At 41.7% G+C, this 18,467-nt stretch carries 12 protein-coding genes and 1 pseudogene; 2 read left to right on the top strand and 11 right to left on the bottom strand.

Going from position 1 to position 18,467, the window contains the following annotated elements; genetic code table 11:
- Positions 1 to 167: 167 nt before the first annotated feature.
- The 8 genes and pseudogenes from JZO85_RS12090 to JZO85_RS12055 form a co-directional block, all read right to left on the bottom strand.
- Positions 168 to 2,907: pseudogene (locus tag JZO85_RS12090) on the bottom strand (cation-translocating P-type ATPase).
- 104 nt (positions 2,908 to 3,011) lie between these two features.
- Positions 3,012 to 3,359: a 2-dehydro-3-deoxyphosphogluconate aldolase gene (locus JZO85_RS12085; RefSeq protein WP_207108787.1), complete on the bottom strand. Its 348-nt coding sequence runs from the start codon at positions 3,357 to 3,359 to the stop codon at positions 3,012 to 3,014.
- Between the two features lie 20 nt (positions 3,360 to 3,379).
- Entirely contained in the window at positions 3,380 to 4,663 is a 1,284-nt protein-coding gene (locus JZO85_RS12080) for an SLC13 family permease (protein WP_207108786.1), read from the bottom strand.
- Positions 4,664 to 4,790: 127 nt separating this feature from the next.
- Entirely contained in the window at positions 4,791 to 5,699 is a 909-nt protein-coding gene (dapA, locus tag JZO85_RS12075; protein ID WP_207108785.1) for a 4-hydroxy-tetrahydrodipicolinate synthase, read from the bottom strand.
- Positions 5,700 to 5,770: 71 nt separating this feature from the next.
- Positions 5,771 to 6,943 carry a sialidase family protein gene (locus tag JZO85_RS12070; RefSeq protein WP_207108784.1) on the bottom strand — a complete coding sequence of 391 codons (1,173 nt, stop codon included), beginning with the start codon at positions 6,941 to 6,943 and terminating at the stop codon, positions 5,771 to 5,773.
- 34 nt (positions 6,944 to 6,977) lie between these two features.
- A complete protein-coding gene (pdxA, locus tag JZO85_RS12065) occupies positions 6,978 to 8,003 on the bottom strand; it encodes a 4-hydroxythreonine-4-phosphate dehydrogenase PdxA (protein WP_207108783.1) in 1,026 nt (341 codons plus the stop codon).
- Positions 8,004 to 8,061: 58 nt separating this feature from the next.
- Positions 8,062 to 9,219 carry an iron-containing alcohol dehydrogenase gene (locus tag JZO85_RS12060; protein WP_207108782.1) on the bottom strand — a complete coding sequence of 386 codons (1,158 nt, stop codon included), beginning with the start codon at positions 9,217 to 9,219 and terminating at the stop codon, positions 8,062 to 8,064.
- 22 nt (positions 9,220 to 9,241) lie between these two features.
- Complete coding sequence (locus JZO85_RS12055; RefSeq protein WP_207108781.1) at positions 9,242 to 10,477, bottom strand: four-carbon acid sugar kinase family protein; 1,236 nt, start codon at positions 10,475 to 10,477, stop codon at positions 9,242 to 9,244.
- Positions 10,478 to 10,646: 169 nt separating this feature from the next.
- On the opposite strand from JZO85_RS12055, the gene JZO85_RS12050 reads away from it, so the two are divergent.
- Both JZO85_RS12050 and JZO85_RS12045 read left to right on the top strand, forming a co-directional pair.
- Positions 10,647 to 12,431: a sigma-54-dependent Fis family transcriptional regulator gene (locus JZO85_RS12050; protein ID WP_207108780.1), complete on the top strand. Its 1,785-nt coding sequence runs from the start codon at positions 10,647 to 10,649 to the stop codon at positions 12,429 to 12,431.
- Positions 12,432 to 12,577: 146 nt separating this feature from the next.
- Positions 12,578 to 12,865 carry a porin gene (locus JZO85_RS12045; RefSeq protein WP_207108779.1) on the top strand — a complete coding sequence of 96 codons (288 nt, stop codon included), beginning with the start codon at positions 12,578 to 12,580 and terminating at the stop codon, positions 12,863 to 12,865.
- Between the two features lie 328 nt (positions 12,866 to 13,193).
- On the opposite strand, the gene JZO85_RS12040 is transcribed toward JZO85_RS12045, so the two are convergent.
- The 3 genes from JZO85_RS12040 to JZO85_RS12030 all read right to left on the bottom strand — a co-directional run bounded on the left by JZO85_RS12040 (position 13,194) and on the right by JZO85_RS12030 (position 18,263).
- Positions 13,194 to 14,630: a glycoside hydrolase family 1 protein gene (locus tag JZO85_RS12040; RefSeq protein WP_207108778.1), complete on the bottom strand. Its 1,437-nt coding sequence runs from the start codon at positions 14,628 to 14,630 to the stop codon at positions 13,194 to 13,196.
- A 353-nt stretch (positions 14,631 to 14,983) separates the two neighbouring features.
- On the bottom strand, positions 14,984 to 16,411 hold the full coding sequence (locus tag JZO85_RS12035; RefSeq protein WP_207108777.1) for a 6-phospho-beta-glucosidase: 1,428 nt from the start codon (positions 16,409 to 16,411) through the stop codon (positions 14,984 to 14,986).
- Positions 16,412 to 16,430: 19 nt separating this feature from the next.
- Complete coding sequence (locus JZO85_RS12030) at positions 16,431 to 18,263, bottom strand: beta-glucoside-specific PTS transporter subunit IIABC (protein ID WP_207108776.1); 1,833 nt, start codon at positions 18,261 to 18,263, stop codon at positions 16,431 to 16,433.
- Positions 18,264 to 18,467: the final 204 nt, after the last annotated feature.

Genomic DNA, 18,467 nt, shown 5'->3' with positions numbered 1-18,467 from the left:
GAAAGCAAAATGACCCTTTTACTTTATCAATTGATAGTAAAAGGGTCATTCGCTTTCATTTTGTTAAGTATTTTCCAAAAAAACTTTCGGATTCGTCATTTATTCTTTTTAAATCATAAAAATTCGACTGCATCTATTTCATCTGTTTTTCAGCTAAACCGAATCATTTACTCGATCACAGCCTCTTCTACTTTCTCCTTATGCAGTTTCCGTTGAAATAGCTTAACAACTTCAACGATTGGAATAATTGAGAAGGAAACTCCGGCAACGACACCCCATTGTGTGCCATTCAATGACGCTACTCGGAAAATATCGTTAAGCCCTGGAACTAGGATGATCACACCCATTAAAACAAAGGAAAGCAAGATTGCCCAATTAAAGGTCTTATTTCGGAAAGGCCCTACTTTAAAGATCGACTGTTTTACCGACTTCACATTAAAGGCATGGAACAGCTGCATAAATCCAAGTGTCGCGAAACACATCGTCAGAGCATCTGCATGCTGTAAATTATACAGGGCTTGTGTTGAAAGTTCCGGCATATTCAATGCCGTATGTGCTGGATTCTGAATAGCAAACCAATAAACAAATAGCGTCAGTCCGCCTTCTAGGATTCCTTGATAAATGATGCTGCTAAAGACACCGCCGGAAAATAGATTCGAGCTTCTTCCTCGCGGTTTGTGGCTCATCAGATCTTTTTCTGCTGGCTCCATTCCTAAAGCAATCGCCGGAAAAGTATCGGTGACTAAATTGATCCATAATAGATGAATTGGCAGCAGTGTGTCCCAAGCAAACATTGTTGCAATAAACAATGTCAATACTTCTCCTAGGTTAGCTGCCAATAAATACTGAACCGTTTTTTGGATATTGGAAAATACTTTGCGGCCTTCTTCTACTGCGACAACGATCGTAGCAAAATTATCATCCGCCAATACCATATCGGACGCTCCTTTAGACACCTCGGTTCCGGTAATTCCCATACCGATACCAATATCGGCCTGCTTCAAGGACGGCGCATCATTGACGCCATCGCCAGTCATCGCTACTACCTTTCCCTCCTGCTGCCAGGCTTTGACGATTCGAACTTTATGCTCAGGCGATACACGTGCATAAACAGAATAATTGTATACCTGTTTCGCAAATACCTCATCACTCATCTCGTTCAGCTCGGCACCTGTTAAGACCGCGTTGGAATTACCGGAATGAATAATCCCCAATCGAACCGCGATCGCTTCGGCGGTATCCTTATGATCGCCAGTGATCATAATCGGACGTATTCCCGCTTCCTTAGCCATTCTGACTGCTTCAGCCGCTTCTTCTCGTTCCGGATCGATCATTCCCACCAAACCAGCAAAGCATAAATCATTTTCAAGTACTTCTGATGTCAGCTCTTGTGGGAACTCGTCAAGATACTTAAAGCCCATCGCTAACACTCGCAAGGCTTGTTTCGCCATATCCGCATTATTGAACAAAATTTCGTTTCTTTGCTTTTCTGTCATCGAAACTTCTTCTCCAGCAACAAAGACACGATTTGTTCGTTGGATCAGCACATCCGGGGCACCCTTCACAGCCACTAGATAGCGCCCATTTGAAAGCTGATGCACGGTACTCATCAATTTGCGGTCTGAATCAAACGGCAGCTCGCCAACCCGCGGTTCCTGTTGCAGGCTTTCACCAAGAGAAAATTTCTGATCAATCCCAAACTGCACCAATGCTGTTTCAGTCGGATCACCAATCAAGCTGCCGTCTTGAGCAATTTTGGTATCATTCGCATAATTCATGATTTTTAGTGTCATGTTGTCCAGCTTAATCGGATTCTTAGAGGATTTTTGTTGAAAATCGTCGTACCATTTTTCCACGGTCATTTGGTTCAGGGTCAAGGTTCCTGTTTTATCGGAAGCAATGATATCCGTACTCCCTAACGTTTCAACTGCCGGAAGTTTCCGAATGACCGAATTTCGTTTCGCCATCACTTGTGTTCCTAACGCTAAAATGATCGTGACGATCGCAGGCAAGCCTTCAGGAATCGCGGCTACCGGCTACCGCCAATGAAATAGACGTCAGCAGCATATCGACAAAAGAAGTGCCGTTAAACACGGTTCCAACAACGAACATGATCACGGCGATTGCGATGATAGCCATTGTCAAAAATTTTCCTAAATCATTCAAGTTATTCTTTAATGGCGTTTCAGTTTCATCCGCTTGCGCCAGCATGTCGGCGATTTTTCCTACTTCGGTACTCATTCCTGTATTTACCACGACCCCTTTTCCGCGGCCGTATGTAACATTACTATTTGAAAAGGCCATATTCACACGATCGCCAATACCGATATCCCCAGCCGGCAAGACAGTGATAGTCTTTTCCACAGGAACTGATTCACCCGTTAAAGCAGCCTCTTCAATTTTTAATGATGCGGCCTCCAACAGACGAATATCCGCTGGAACGACATCGCCTGCCTCCAGTAATACGATATCTCCAGGAACCAAATCATCACTTTTGATAGATAAGGTATGACCATCTCTTAAAACATTGGCGTTAGGCGTAGACATTTCCTTTAGAGCCTCGATCGCCTGCTCCGCCTTTGCTTCTTGAAAGACACCCATAATGGCGTTAATAATTACCACCAGCAAAATAATGATCGAATCCACAACTTCATGAGAAACAACAGCGGATATTATCGCGGCTGCCAATAAAACTAAAATCATGAAATCCTTGAATTGCTCCGCAAACTTCATGAATAGGCTCTTCTTTTTCCCTTCGGCTAATTCATTTTTTCCATAATCTGTCAGACGTTTTTGTGCTTCGCTTCCGCTTAGTCCTTCAGCTGATGAATCCAGGTTCGCCAATACGTCCTCTGAAGTCTCTGAATAAAATTCCATCGTCCTTTGCTTTTTAGTTAACTCTGTCATATGCTCCTCCTGTTTTTTCTTAAAAAAGAAGACTTGCGTATAATTCATCTCAAATACACAAGTCTTATTATTCAAATTTATTCCAGATAATGCGATATTCCCGTTTACTTTCTTAAAATATGAATCGCAAAGCCGCCAAACTCTCCAGCTAAATAAATATTTTTCAGCTTTCCAGCTTCATCGTAAGCCGCTGTCTCCATATTGAAAGAAAGACCTTTCTCCTTCAGTTCAGTAACAGCACCTTCTAAATCTGGTGTTCTCATAGCGATGTGGCCATTTTTACCTAGAAACGGACTTCTCATACATTCAAAATAATCTCCAGCGAATTCTGATTTTTGTCCATGACGGGAAGTCAAATTGAACATACTGCTTAATAAAGCAGCCAGCTCCTCGGCCTCCTTAGTATTTTCTGTATTGATTCCAATATGTTCTAGCTCAAATTTATTTGTCATTTTCGCACCTCTTTATTTTTTTACATAGGGAACATGATCAGTGATCCAACAGTTAAAGCCAATAATCGAATGAAATATTGCGGTATCGTAAATACCCAAAACTCTTTTGCCGAATATTTTCCATATCCTAAGATCATAGCAGGCATGCCATCGATAGGTAGAAAGTGTCCGCACCAGCCCGAAATAACGATTGCACAGGCTGCCGCTGTAGGATCTAGTCCAAGATTCGAACATACAGCAATGGCTAAAGGTGTGAAAACATACACTGTACCAATCGTTGAACCGGTCAAAGTAGCTAGCAGGCTCGTCAAAATACAGAAAGCAAAAATCATCACAAATGGATTGACGTTTGTTCCCAGCATTCCGGCGACTGTCTCGCCAACTAAATTGGTGAGTCCTGTATTTCCTAAAGCGTCAGCAACACCAATGACACCAGCCGACATTAAAATGATTGGAGCACTGATGGCATCACGAATTTCTGCAAAATCCAATACACCAACAACTAAAATGGCAGCAACAGATAAACCAGCCATCGCATAGCCGGCGTCACCTATTCTGCTTTGCAGCAGCATTCCAACAACCGCAAAGATAAAGGCTCCATACGTCACGTTTTGCTTCCATTTAGGCAATAAAGAAGCGGTTTCATTTACAGCTGAGTCTGTCTCCTCTTCATCCTCGTCTTTGATCGGATGATCCGGCAGGAATTTATATTGAATGATACAGTTCAGCAGAAAACCAAGGGATAAGAATAAATTGACAATAGCAAATTTAAAAACAGAAACATTTATCGCTTGTCCCGCTGCCCCAAGAACAGCAGTCACGATTCCAAATTGCAAAGCCGTATTAAAAGGAATCAATGGATGATTCGCAGCAAAACCAGCAGTCATAATTACCTTTGATGGCGGAAGCTTTTTACTATAAGGCAGAGTAGAAAGCAAACCAATAGTAAGGACATAGTACGCCGTTGAACCTGTTCCGAACATGCTGCAGCCCAGCATAACCACTAGGATAATCAGCATATATGATTTGAAGCCGCCCTTATTCGCCATAGAAAACATGGCTTTTTTGAATACAACAATAAAATTGGTCTTCTGTAACGCCGCAATAATAGCCATAAACTCAGCCAACATGATGATCGTTGAGTTTGAAAATCCAGCAAATGCACCCTTGATATCAGTAATTCCAAATATAACCAGTAAAATACACGCAAATAGCGGCGGTGCGCCAAATGGCAGTTTGTCGATCATGATCAAAACAATCATTAATGCGGTGATTGCCAAGGCAATAATCATTTGAATAGTCATAGTAACCTCCCAAGCTTTATTTATCTATCCTTATCAAGTAGATAGAATATTGACCTCCTTAGGAAGAAAATATTCTATCCACTTCGAACCATTTATTTAAAGAAACGACTGATTTAAATGGCCTTTTCTATTGCATTCCTTTAGCCTTATTCTCTTCTAGAACCTTCTTGATTGCTTCGATTCCTTCTTCAGGAATTTGATTGAATGGCGCACGACAAGAACCTACATTGTGTCCGAGTAAACCAGTAGCTGTTTTCACGATCGTATTTGGATTGCCATATTTAAAGCAGGCTCTGAAGCTTTGAATACGTTCATTGGCTTTTTTAGCTTCCTCAATTTTGCCTTCAACAAACAAATCATAAATAGAAGCCATTGTTTGTGGGTAAACATTCGCACAGCCTGCAATGCCTCCGGTTCCGCCGGCTAACAGTGTCCAAATAATCAGTTGGTCATTGCCAGACAGAGTATAGAAATTGCCGTTCGTTTTCTTTTTTCCTGCATCGATATAGCCTAGGATGTTTGAAAAATTCCCGCTAGAATCTTTGGCACCGATAATATTTTCAATTTCAGCCAAACGTCCGACTGTTGCCGGTGCGATCGCATTTCCTGTCCGTGCTGGGATATTATATAAAACAATCGGCATGTCCACTGCTTCAGCGACTGTTTTATAATGCGTGTATAGTTCCTCTTGGCTTGCCGCGGCGAAGCTAGGCGTAATGAGAGACAGTACATCCGCTCCTGCTGCTTGCGCCATCTTACTTTGTTCGATCGTTTCTTTAGTAGAGAGTGTCCCTGTTCCGGCATAAATCGGGACACGCCCATTGGTTTGGTCAACAACGGTTTCCAGCACTACTTTTTTTTCTTCTGCCGTCAGAATATAGCCTTCGCCATTTGTCCCGAAAGGAAAAATACCGTGAATCCCATTTTCGATCATCCGCTCGACCTGCGCACGAAGCTCTTCTAGATTAATGCTTTCATCCTCATGCATCGGGGTCAAGATTGGGACAATGATTCCTTTTAATTCTGTTTGTTTCATTCAAATCGCTCCTCTAATTTTTTATCGTGTTCATAAAGCTAGTAAGAATGCGGTACCATTTCAGCGGAGACTTATTTATCTACACCTTCACCTGATGTTGGATTGTATAATCCTTCTGCTTCTCGTTTTTCACCGAACAGCTCCTCTACCGTAAAACGCACATACTTAACACAAAGACGGTTTTTATAGGCATAGACTAAATGCAAAATACCTTTACTGTCTTGATAAAGCGTTGGATATTCATGCTGAGAGTTGTTCGTTTTATTTTCTCTGCCAATATACCCTTCAGCCGGTTCAAGGATGCGACCGATCGGCCAAGATTTTCCATAATCCTCCGAAACCGAAACCACTACTGGATTTCGCAATCCCGGCCAAGTAACCTTGCCGAATTCTGCATTATTCGCAGCGTTCATGTTATATGCCAAAGCGATTTCTCCCGAGTGCAGCTTGATGGCACTGACGCTTGCATTGTTATTTGGCAGGACAGTCGCCTCTGGAACACTCCAGCTGTCCCCAAAATCATTGGATTCACTGGCATACACATGGTCGGCAAAACGGCTGCGCATAAAGGCTACAAGATGGCCTTTTTCCACCTCGACAACATTCGCATGAACTCGTCCATTGCTGTCTGGCATCCGAACCGCTCGCCAGGTCTGGCCCTGATCATCAGAAATTTGAAATTCTGTCGGATCATTCGTCAGTCCTTCCGGTGAATCCTCACATAACCAAGTACTAAAAATCCAGCGCTCATTACTCAAAATCTGAATAGCCTGACGAGAAAAAGTTCCTTCATTAGCAAATAAAACTTCTGGTTCTCCCCAGCTGGTTCCTTCATCACTTGATTTTTGAACCATGATGATCGAGGTAAACTGCATATTGTCCTTTCCCTCTTGACGACTTAACTGAGAGGTATAGATCAACCAGATCTGTCCATCTGGTGCTCGGAAGAAGGCTGGATTTTGTTCGCTGCGATCCTCCCCTTTTGATACAGTGACCGGCACTGACCACACCTGTGTGTCTGGATTCAGCTTTGATACCACGATTGAAATATCCCCGCTGCCTTCAAAACTTCCGGCAAACCATGCGCACAGCAGGCCGCCGTCTGTCGTTTCGATCAAGGTTGGTGCATGAGCGGTGTTATTACCGCCAGTTGGTATCAAGCCGAAATCTACATTTAAAAATTCATCGCGATACACAACCCCATTTGGTTCTGATTCTCTTACACGAGGTAAGCTTGTTGCCATTTTAACTCCTCCTTTTTTTCAATTGCGTTTATTTTTATGAGTTCTCTGCTAAACGAATAGCATAATCAATAGCATTCTCAAGACTAAGCTCACTTGCAGTCCATTTCCCTGCTTGATCAAAGGCTGTTCCGTGATCAACTGAGGTGCGGATAATCGGCAGATTCAAAGTGATATTGACTCCTTTGACCGCCTCCCAGCTAGCTGTTTTTTGATCATACACAAAGCCCAGCAGCTTCAACGGGATATGCCCCTGATCGTGATACATCGCAACAACAATGTCATACATCCCGCCATTCGCTTTAGAAAAGACCGTATCAGCCGGAAGCGAGCCATAAGCATTGATGCCTTCCGCCTTAGCTGCTTCAACAGCCGGATTGATCTCATTAATTTCCTCTTGACCAAACAGTCCGTTTTCACCGCAATGAGGGTTTAAGCCTGCCACCGCAATCCGAGGTGTCTTTATCCCTAAGTTTTTACATGCCTGGTCAGCAATTCGAATGACATCCAGCACTCGCTCTTTGGTCGCCCGATCGCAGGCCTCACGTAAAGAAACGTGTGTGGAAACATGGACGACACGTAAATTTCCGTCTGCCAGCATCATCGTGTATTTATCTGTTCCTGTTAAATCAGCATAAATTTCGGTATGTCCAGCATAATGATGCCCCGCCGCATTCAACGCTTCTTTATTTAAAGGGTTCGTCACTGTCGCATCGATTTCCTTTGCTAAGGCTAATTCGATAACCTTTTTGACATATTGAAATGCGGCATTTCCGCCTGCCTTCGATACTTCACCGATGGGCAGCTCTGCCAAATCAACCACGCTTAAATCGATTAAATCAATTGTCCCTAGTACGTATTTCCCCTCACTTGGGTGCTCAATCAGATTTACTGATAAATCCAGATCCGGATGCTTTGCCAGATAATGATCGACGACACTCTTATCCCCCACAAGAAGCGGTCTGCATCTGTCATACAACTCTGATTTTTGAAAAGCCTTTAATGAAATTTCTGGTCCAATCCCAGCTGGATCGCCCATTGTGATACCGATGATTTTTTTCATAATTTAAAATCTCCTTCTATATAAATAAGGATCAATTATCGAATTTTCTGCATCGCTGCTACAGAATTTCCAAATAGATTTTTCTTGCATCCTCTGGCGTAACTTCCCGTTTATTATTGACAAGCAAGCGGGTAACTTCCATACCAGCTGCCACTAGCCCATCTAAGTCCTCTTCAGGTACGTTGAATTCTTTTAAACTTGTCGGAATTTCTAATACTTGAACAATTTCTTCTAATTGACTCAGCATATAGGCCGATTTTTGGTCAACCGTAAGCTCCTTGTCACCATCCTTGACCACACGATCATACGCAACAGCCAATAAATCCTTAATTGCGGGCTGATTGAACTTCATCACTGGTGTCAGCAGCATCGCATTGGAGACACCATGAGCAATATGATATTTTCCTCCTAGCGGATACGAAAGCGCATGAACGGCAGTTGTTCCAGAAGAGGTAATGGCTACTCCGGCATAGAAGGAACCTAGAAGCATGCGGCTTTTTGCCTCCAACGCAGCTGGGTTGGTACACGCTTCGATGATATTGTTCATGATCAGATCCAATGCTTCTAATGCAAAGGTATTACTGATTGGGTTGGCCTTTGCCGAAGTAAAACACTCGATCGCATGGCATAATGCATCGACGCCAGTCGCAGCCGCAATAGGTTTTGGCAGATTTTTGATCATCCGACTGTCCAAAAGCACATAGTCAGCAATCATTTCAGGATTGACGATGCCGATTTTTAATTCTTTTTCCGGTACACCGACGATACTATTCGGAGTTGCCTCCGCGCCTGTTCCAGCCGTAGTAGGAATCATCAAACTCGTGATTTGTTTTTTGGCAAGCAATGGAACATCTAACAAATCCTTGACCTTGTATTCATCCGTAGCTAGGATTGATGCAAGCTTAGCCACATCCATCACACTGCCCCCGCCGATAGCGATGATAAAATCCGCTTGTTCCTTTTTGAACTCGTCGACCATCGCCTGCGCCTCATGATAGCTTGGTTCTGCGGGAATCTCTGAAATGATCGTATAATCCACACCCGCTTTTTCAATTAGCGCTTTAGGCAAATCTGCTAATCCCGCTCCTAGAATTCCCTTATCTGTAAAAATCACGATTTTTTTGATACCTGTCGCGATAATTCCAGATAGCTGCTCAATCGCATGTTCCCCCGCAATGATATTCTTCGGCATTTTTAAACTGTAATCTACAAGCATTTTTCTTCCTCCATTTTCCGTTCTATTCTGTTAACTGACTGATTTCTTCAAAGAGCTCCTCATTCCCAAAGCCACCGGATTTAGTGATGACTTGGATTTCCTGTTCCTTCCATTTAATTGCTGAAAGAACGACTCCAGCACTGATTTCAGCCAGCGGCTTGATCTGATTGATCCCCAGCACACTCATCGACTGAAACAATGTATCTCCTCCTGTAAATAAAAAGGTGTTCTCCGACTTTTCTGACCAAATCGCTTGAGTCAGCTCCCCCAATGAGCGGCCAATCTTAAAACGAAAATCGGAAATCGCCAACCCTAGCTCTTGACTGTGCTGCTCAATTCCTTGGCTGGTCTCTTGACTCAAGGTTTCAAAAATGATCAATGCCTGATCGGCCATTAAACTCAGATAGTGAGCGACTTCCTTTTTTCCTTCTGAGCCGTTCCAATAATCCGGGCGCAGCAGCTGATGCGGTTTCAAAGAAATTCTAGGATAATTCCGATGCTCCACATAATCGACTTGTTTTCTAGTAATAGGATTGACACTTCCGCAGATCACTACCAGCGGTCCTTTTAATGAGAAGGTTTTTGGCTCCGTTCTGGGAAATAATTTTTCGGCTAATACTTTCGCAAACCCTGCACAGCCGATCGAGATAGACAACAACTCCGCCTGCTCCAAAATATCGGCTTGCTTTTCCAAATCCTCATTCGTTTCAGCATCAAAAACTAAGACACCGTTGAGTGGTTCAGGCAGGTTTTCTTCTATTAAATAGCCATCAATATCTGCCTCTGCTTTTAACCTGCGCAGCACATTGCTTTCAATTACTGGCTCATATGGATCTTCTGCAAAAACACTTTGAGAAACCGGGATTCGATCTATGTAGAGATCACCATTAATCAGCACACGATTCATCTCAGGATACGCTGGTAAAAACGGAATTGCAGCTTCCTGACTCGCATCCAAAACGGCTTTGATCTCTGCACTGATATTCCCCCGTAACGCAGAATCGACCTTTTTATAAATAAATGGGATTCCAGCTTTTTTAGCGCTTACAATTATTGCATGAATTAATTTGTACGCCTCTTCAAAAGCTAAGTAGCGGCTTTCCGTATCGATCACCAAAACATCGACTTCTTCGTCAACATCGGAAAATCTTATTTTTGTGTCCGTTGAGACGAGCGTCGAGATCCCCTGCTTGGAAAATTGAACGCCGGTATCAAGGGCCCCTGTAAAATCATCTGCAATAACTAGCAGCTTTATCATCCATTCACCACCTTTGATTTCATGGTTTCATTTTAGCCTGCATTTTCGGCTTTGGATATTCACCATTAAAAATATTTGTTTCTTTTTGAAACGTTTTCATTTTTTTGATACTTATTTTTAATTAACATTGGTATAATAGTTTCAATATGAAACACAAGGAGAAACGACAATGTCGATTAAAATCAAAATTTTAGGTATTGCTCCCTACGATGAACTGAATAACTCGATGAATATCGTTAGTAAGCAATTTTCAGAAGTGGAATCAGATATTTACACTGCCGATTTGCAGGAAGGTCAAAAAGTGGCGGCAGAGCTTTTTCATGATGGTTATGACGCGATTATCTCCCGGGGCGGAACCGCCGACTTGATTCGTCAAGTGGTTTCCATCCCTGTCATCGATGTGTCGATCTCCATCTATGATATTTTGGGAACCATTCGATTAGCGAAGAATTATACTGAAAATTTTGCCATCGTCGGCTATGCCAGTATTACAGAAACCGCGCATTTACTCTGTGACATTTTAGGCTACAACATAAAGATCATCACATTAGACGAAACCACTGACGCAAGTACAACCTTGGATGTTTTAGTTGAGGAAAATTATGAAATGATTCTCTGCGACGCGATCACGAATCGCTTGGCATTAACCAAAGCAATCAATACTATCTTGATTACCTCTGGTTTTGAAAGCGTCAAGCACGCTTATCAGGAGGCCTTGACCATCGCCAAGCAATTAAAACGCGTTATCCATGAGAAATCGGTATTAGAAGAAAGCATCAAGCAGCAGAAACAGGATTTTGTTGTTCTAGACGATCGCTTTCACGTTTATTTTTCAAATGTCGCTCCAAATTTATCCAGCTCGCTCGCCAGATCCTTAAGCACAAAAAAAGATATGACAGACGAAAACCAATACTATCATACCTTTGAAAACAAAGTTTATATGCTTAGTGTAAAAAAAATAAGTATCGATGACTCGATTTATTATAGCTGTAATCTGAATGTTTCAACACCCCCGATTATTAATAACCGCTTTGGGATTTTTTATCAAAAACGCGCCGAGATTGAAGAAATTTTCACTACAAAGCTCCTATTTACTCAATTTATTCAAGAAGAGACAAAACGAAAATTACGGCAGGTCAATAATTTTTATAATTCCATCATCATCGTAGGCGAAACCGGAACAGCAAAATCTAGTATTGCTTATCAAGCCTTCTTGAATCAAAAAATTCACAACAATCAATTGATTTCGATTGATGCAAAGCTGATGAACGAAAAGATGTGGAAATTTCTTGTCAACCCGACGAATGGACCGCTGGTTGATGAAAACAATACCCTGCTTTTTCAAAATATCGAACAGCTCACTGTTCACGATGCAGAGCAGCTGATTACTATCGTAAAAAATACAAAGCTTCTGCAAAGGAATAATTTATTGTTCACTTATAATACAAACAACGTTAGTGAAGAAAAAATCTATCATCGTTTACTATTCGAATTAAATTGCGCCAGCATCTATGCACCGCCTATCAAGGAACGAAAACATGAGCTGAACGTGATCACCACGCTCCTGCTGAACAAGCTGAATATTGAATGCAACAAGGACGTGATCGGCTTCGATCCTAATGCCCTGAACGAGTTTCTGGCCTTTGACTGGCCGGGAAACTTCAACCAGCTGCAATCCGGTATCAAGGAGCTAGTGATAAACGCATCGACTCACTATATTTCTGAGCATCAGGTCGTCCAGCTGTTGAAAAAGGAACGCTTACTCCAAAATTTCTCGGACAGTCATCTTGGAAGCTTTTCCCTACAAACAAAAGTGGAGAACCCGACCCTTTTTGATTACTCAAAAGAAATTATTTTGAGTGTGCTGGAACAAAACAATGGAAATCAAACCAAGACTGCTGAACAGCTAGGGATCAGTCGAACGACACTTTGGCGCTATTTAAAGGAGGGGTAAATGACCCTTTTTCGATACTCATGACAGACAAGAGCTCTTTTAAATGTTTTTCCCTAGTTTTTTACAATGTTTAAAAAAACCGAATACTTTCTCTGCCTTTTTATCTCTTATAATGTAAGTAGATACGAAATAAGCAAAGAAATCAGGTGATTATTTTGGAGAAATATGTTTACGCCGCAATGTTATCCTTTTGCATTTTTCTGAAACTCACATCCGTCATCAGCCTTTCGTTCTTTTTACTATTATTTGGAATTGTTGCTGGGATTCTTGCTGGTCGCGTCTTTCTTTTCCGTAAATATGACCTGTTTTTACCGGTTTTTAAAGCCGATGTGCTTAGTGACAACGGGAAAATTTTGGTTTTATGTGCGAGTGTCTTTGTGTATCTCCTTTCGCTCTCTTTTATTGCCATTGGATCGTGGCTTTACTTGATATGATAGAAGCCGTTGTTATCTTGTTTCAAAATTCGATTGAAAAAAAGAGGATTGGCTTTTCCAAGTCGATCCTCTTTTTTTATTCGTTGTACTTGTGATGTTGTCCGCCCTAGGTAGACATAATAATTTTATCAACAACTGTATTTCAAATTAACTAATAGCGCTGTACAAATCATTAGGTGGTCGAAGCAAAAATAAGATAATAAAAAAGCCAAACACTCATATACCATCATAATCGAAAGTAATATGCGCATTTGGCTTTCATTTTGTTAAGTATTTTTCAAAAAAACTTTAAATCAGAAAGGTCCTTTGTCTTTTTTACTTGCTAGACTTAAGCGAGATCTGCTCCATTGGAAGCAATCACTTTTTTGTACCAATCAAACGAAGCCTTTTTCGAACGATCCAAAGTTCCATTGCCCTGATCATCCAGATCCACGTATATGAAGCCATAACGCTTGCTCATTTCACCAGTGGACGCACTAACCAGATCAATACAGCCCCAAGGTGTATAGCCCATCAAATCAACACCATCTTCAACAGCTTCCTTCATCGCCTCGATATGCGCACGCAAATAATCAATACGATAGCCATCTTCGATCGATCCATCTGGTTGCACTTCATCGATTGCCCCCAGACCGTTTTCGACAATAAATAGCGGTACCTGATAACGACCATACAGCTCATTCATAGCGATTCGCAAGCCTTCCGGATCAATTTGCCAGCCCCATTCGCTTGCTTTCAGGAATGGATTTTTTACGCCGCCAAGCAGATTGCCAGACGCTCCCTCTGTTTCTTCTGATGTTTCATCCACGACCATCGACATGTAGTAACTAAACCCAATATAATCCACTGGATAGTTCTTTAATAGCGCCAAATCTTCTTCTGTAATAACCAATTTTGCTTCATCGACGCCATATTTTTTATGCATCCGTTTAGTATAAGCTGGATAAGCACCACGAACCTGTACATCAGTACAGAAGAAATTGAATTCTTGATTTTGGACTAAATTCGCGGCTTGATTGATCGGATTTGAGTCGATACCGTAGCTCGTTGCATAAATGATCATGCAGCCGACTTGGATAGTTGAATCAATTTCACGAGCGATTTTAACCGCTAAACTGCTTGCTACAAATTGATTGTGCCACGCTTGAAAGACATTTTGCATCTCCGCTCCGCCGTTTGAAGCGACCATTCCCTGACTCAAGGCTGGAAAATGAAAGGCTGAATTGATCTCGTTAAAGGTCATCCAATAGTTCACCTTTTTACCGTAGCGAGTCAGGACTGTTTTCGCAAATCGTTCATAGAATTCAATCAATTGACGATTTTTCCAGCCGCCATATGCTGTTGCTAGATGCAGCGGCATTTCATAATGGGAGATCGTAATTACTGGCTCGATGCCATAGCTCAAGCACTCATCAATCAATGCGTCATAAAATTTCAGTCCCGCTTCATTTGGCTGCAGCTCATCACCCTTTGGAAAAATTCGTGACCAGGCGATCGAAAAACGATAGCACTTGAAACCCATTTCCGCGAATAATGCGATATCTTCACGAAAGCGCTCATAATGATCGATCCCGCGATGATTTGGATAGATATATTTTGCCTCGTCGATCTCCCAGGCAAATTCTGGCGATCCTATCACTTGAAACCGCTGCTTTCCGCCCGGCATCACATCAGCGACCGATAAGCCTTTACCATCCGCGTGATACGCACCTTCTAATTGATTCGCGGCAGTCGCGCCGCCCCATAAAAAATCTTTTTTAAACATGAAAAATCTCCTTTCATTTTGCGACAGCTCATACAATTGTCGAAATTCATTTCTCGAATCTTCGCCCGTCAGTCAACTAAGCGACATGTTTCGATGAGCAGATTTCAACTTCCACTACACTCTCACATTTCAATAATCTGTAAAAAATTGGACTAACAAAAAAGGCCAAACCAAAATAAGACATTACATCTTATTAAGGTTTAGCCTGCTCTACCAGTCACTATCCTTCGTTCATAATTGTAACAATAAAAGCGTTTTCGTGCAATTATATCTGTTCAAAAAAGATTTGTGTGACCTCATAAACAAAAACCTGCGGCTATAGTTTCCATGGTTCATAGCCGCAGGTTCCTTTTTTATATTAGATTCTCTGCGTTTCCTTTAATCGTTTCTCTATACCAATCAAAGCTCTTCTTTTTGTAACGCTTTTTCGAACCATTGCCGTAATCATCCTGGTCGACATAAATGAAGCCGTAACGTTTCTTCATTTCCCCTGTTCCAGCGCTGACGATATCGATTGGCCCCCATGAGGTATATCCTAGAACATCTACACCATCCTCATCGACTGCCTGCTTCATCGCTAAAATATGGTTTCGCAAATATTCTATCCGATAGTCGTCAACAATGACCTCTTTGTTCGTCGCATCATCGAAGGCACCCAAACCATTTTCTACAATCATAATTGGTTTACGATAACGATAATACAACTCATTCAACGCATAACGCAAGCCGGTCGGATCATTTTGCCAGCCCCAATCAGAGGCCGTCAAATAAGGATTATCAACAACATTCTCGCTAGATTTGTAAGAAGCACCCTGTTCCTCCTGCTTTTGGCTGCTTACTGTATTCGACATGTAATAGCTAATCGCAACATAATCCACTGTTCCTTTTTTTAACACTTGGATTTCTTCTTCAGATAAGTCGATCGTAATTTTCTCTTTTTCCCATAGGATTTTCGTATAATTCGGAATTTCACCATGAACGTGAACGTCCAGATAGAAATAACGGCTGCGCATTTCTTGCTGAGCCAAAAGGACATCGGCTGGATTACTTGAATATGGATAGACTGGGATAAAGGCCAGCATACAGCCGATTTCAAAATCAGGGCGGAGCGCTTTTGCGATTTCTACTGCCTTAGCACTGGCAACCAGCTGATTCATTGAGGCTTGGTACATTACTTGCTGCTTATTTTCTTGCTCCTGATATTGCAGACCGCCAGTCACAAAGCTAAAAAATTCATCGTTTGGATTAAAGATATTGTTGATTTCATTAAAGGTCATCCAATACTTAACTTTATGTTTATAGCGCTTAAAAACAACCTCCGCAAAGTTAACAAAATAATCAATTACTTTTTTACTGCGCCAGCCGCCATATGCTTCCACTAAATGATACGGCATTTCAAAATGCGACAGCGTAATAATCGGCTCCATTCCTTTTTCAATCAGCTCATCAAACAAATCATCATAAAATTGTAAGCCTTCTTCGTTTGGTTCTGCCTCGTCCCCTTCAGGAAAAATTCTCGTCCAGGCGATTGACGTTCTAAAGCCGTTAAAGCCCATTTCCTCAAATAGCTTAATATCTTCTTGATAGGTATTATAAAAATCAATCCCAAAATGATTAGGATAATTTTTTCCTTCAATGATGCCTTTAGTAATCTCTCTTTTCTTTTCATGTGTCCCGGATGTCAAGACATCGGCTACACTGACACCTTTGCCGCCTGCCTTCCATTCGCCTTCTGCCTGATGAGCAGCGATCGCGCCGCCCCATAAAAAGTCTTTTCTCATTTTCTTCCTCGCTTCTTCCTTATAAATTCAAGGTAAAAATTTCCGCTCCTTCGGTAATCGGCTGATCAAACGAGCTCAAGTTTGTCGCACTCTTGTAGCTTTCACGATTCGTAAAAACAACCATTACAGTAGAATCGAGTCCGGCCTCTTTGATCATTAATGGATCAAATTCGATCAGCAGCTCTCCTTTTCTTACCTGATCTCCTTCAGAAACATGTTTCTTAAAGCCTTCTCCGTTCATCGAAACTGTATCAATACCAATATGGATTAATATCTCAATGCCATCCTTGTTTCTGATCCCTAATGCATGTCCAGTAGGGAAAACCATGGTGATCTCTCCATCGATCGGAGCGACAACTTTTCCGTTTGCTGGTCTGACCGCAAAGCCTTCACCCATTGCACCAGATGAAAAGGTTTCATCCGCGACTGTTTCTAATGATACTAATTCCCCAGCAACTGGCGAGAGCACGTCTTCCTGATCCGCTGTTGGCGCTGTCTTATTTTCTTCTGCTTCATACTCTTTCACGCCGCCAAAGAAATAGGTAAGTACACAAGCCAATATCATTGAAAAGAAATAACTAAACGCATACGCCGCAAATCCTTTACCAAAATAAGCCGGGAAGGTAACAAAACTTAAGGTTCCGAAAATAGTCGATCTTGAGCCGGCCGCACCAATAATTGCACCTCCGACAGCCCCACTAATAACACCCATGATAAATGGTTTTTTAACTCTTAGATTCACACCATAAATAGCAGGCTCAGTGACACCAAATAACCCTGTGATAAAAGCAGATAGAGATAATGATTTGAATTGCTTGTTTCTGCTTCGTAAGAACACACCCAAAGCGGCACCAGCCTGAGCAACGACCGCCGGAGTACACATAGCCATCAATGTGTCATAACCCAAATTAGCAATATTATTGATCATGATTGGAATAAATGCCCAATGCAGACCGAAAATGACAAAGACCTGCCATAATGCACCGATGATGATCCCTGAGATAATCGGACTTAATTTATAGATCAACAGATAACCATCTGCCAAAGCATTTCCTAGATAAGTAGCAATTGGTCCGACAACAATCAAGGTCAACGGTACCATAATGACCAAACAAATCATTGGCGTAATAAAGGTTTGAATACTCTCGTGTAAAAAGCGTTTAACAAACGGTTCAACCTTTGAGAGAATCCAGACAGAAAAAAGAATCGGAATCACAGAACTGCTATAATTTGCTAAAATAACTGGAATCCCAAAGAAATCGACGGATTGTCCGCTGTTTAGCGCTTCAACAATCGTTGGATGCAATAAAGCACCCGCTATAACGACTGATAAAAATTGATCCGTCTTAAATTTTCTAGCAGCGGAAATAGCCAAGATGATCGGCAAGAAATAGAATAAGCTGTCTGCCGCAGCGCTTAAAATAAGATAAGCACCCGAATCCGTCTGCAGCCCTGCAAAAGTAGCTAATAAAATAATTCCCTTCAATAACCCAGATCCAGCCAATAAGCCAAAGGCTGGAGCAAATGTTCCTGATAATAAGTCAATTAATCGATTGATCGGGCTGATCTTGTTTTTATTTTCTCCGGCTTCACTAGTTTCCGTTGATAGGCCCAGTTCCTGCGTCATGACATTATATAGATCCTTTACCTTGTTTCCAATGACGACCTGAAACTGTCCGCCGCTTTCTACAACACTGATAACACCCTTGAGTGTTTCGACCTTCTTCTTGTCGGCTTTTGACGGGTCCTTCAAAATGAACCGTAACCTCGTTGCACAGTGATAAAATTCTTGAATGTTTACTTCTCCACCAATGTTGTCCAAAATGTTTTTACCTAAAACCTTATAATCCATTTCGTACACTCCTTTAGTTTACTAAAAGGAAATCTCATTTAAATCTCAGTGCTTTCATTTCCTCTTGGTACCTTCATTTTAGATTGAAACCGATAGAATACAATCGAATCCCTTTAAATCGTAACGCGATTTCCTTTTTTTAGGTGTTTCCCTGCATTTTTTGCGAATTTCGTTTCAACTCATGAAAAAAAATATACTTGGACA

This window comes from Candidatus Enterococcus murrayae (assembly GCF_017315985.1).
GTDB classification, from domain to species: domain Bacteria; phylum Bacillota; class Bacilli; order Lactobacillales; family Enterococcaceae; genus Enterococcus_A; species Enterococcus_A murrayae.
The sequence above is the reverse complement of the archived record's forward strand: the minus strand, read 5'-3'. Positions and strand labels throughout refer to the sequence as shown.